This window comes from Neisseria sp. P0009.S007 (genome assembly GCF_051962515.1).
Genome location: NZ_JBQCVF010001328.1, coordinates 1 through 231 on the forward strand (window position 1 = coordinate 1; position 231 = coordinate 231).

Annotated in this window: 1 protein-coding gene; it reads left to right on the top strand. The window is 52.4% G+C overall.

Features of this window, described 5'->3' with window-relative positions; all coding sequences use genetic code 11:
• Positions 1-231 (top strand): TrmO family methyltransferase domain-containing protein (locus ACTHS3_RS18805; RefSeq protein WP_440368928.1); only part of this gene is annotated, 231 nt, incomplete at both ends.

Sequence of the window (231 nt, forward strand, 5' to 3'; positions counted from 1 at the left end):
CTCTATTGCAGCGGCGCAGACCTGCTGGACGGCACACCGATTATCGACATCAAACCCTACATCCCCTTTGTCGAATCCAAACCTGACGCCTCATCCGGCTTCGTCAGCGGTAAACCCGAAGAGCTTGAAGTCGTATGGTTGGAAAACATCGGCGCGGAAAATTTATCTGAAAGCACCCAAAACCTGATCAGCCAAAGCATAGCCCAAGATCCCCGTCCCGCCTATCAGAAT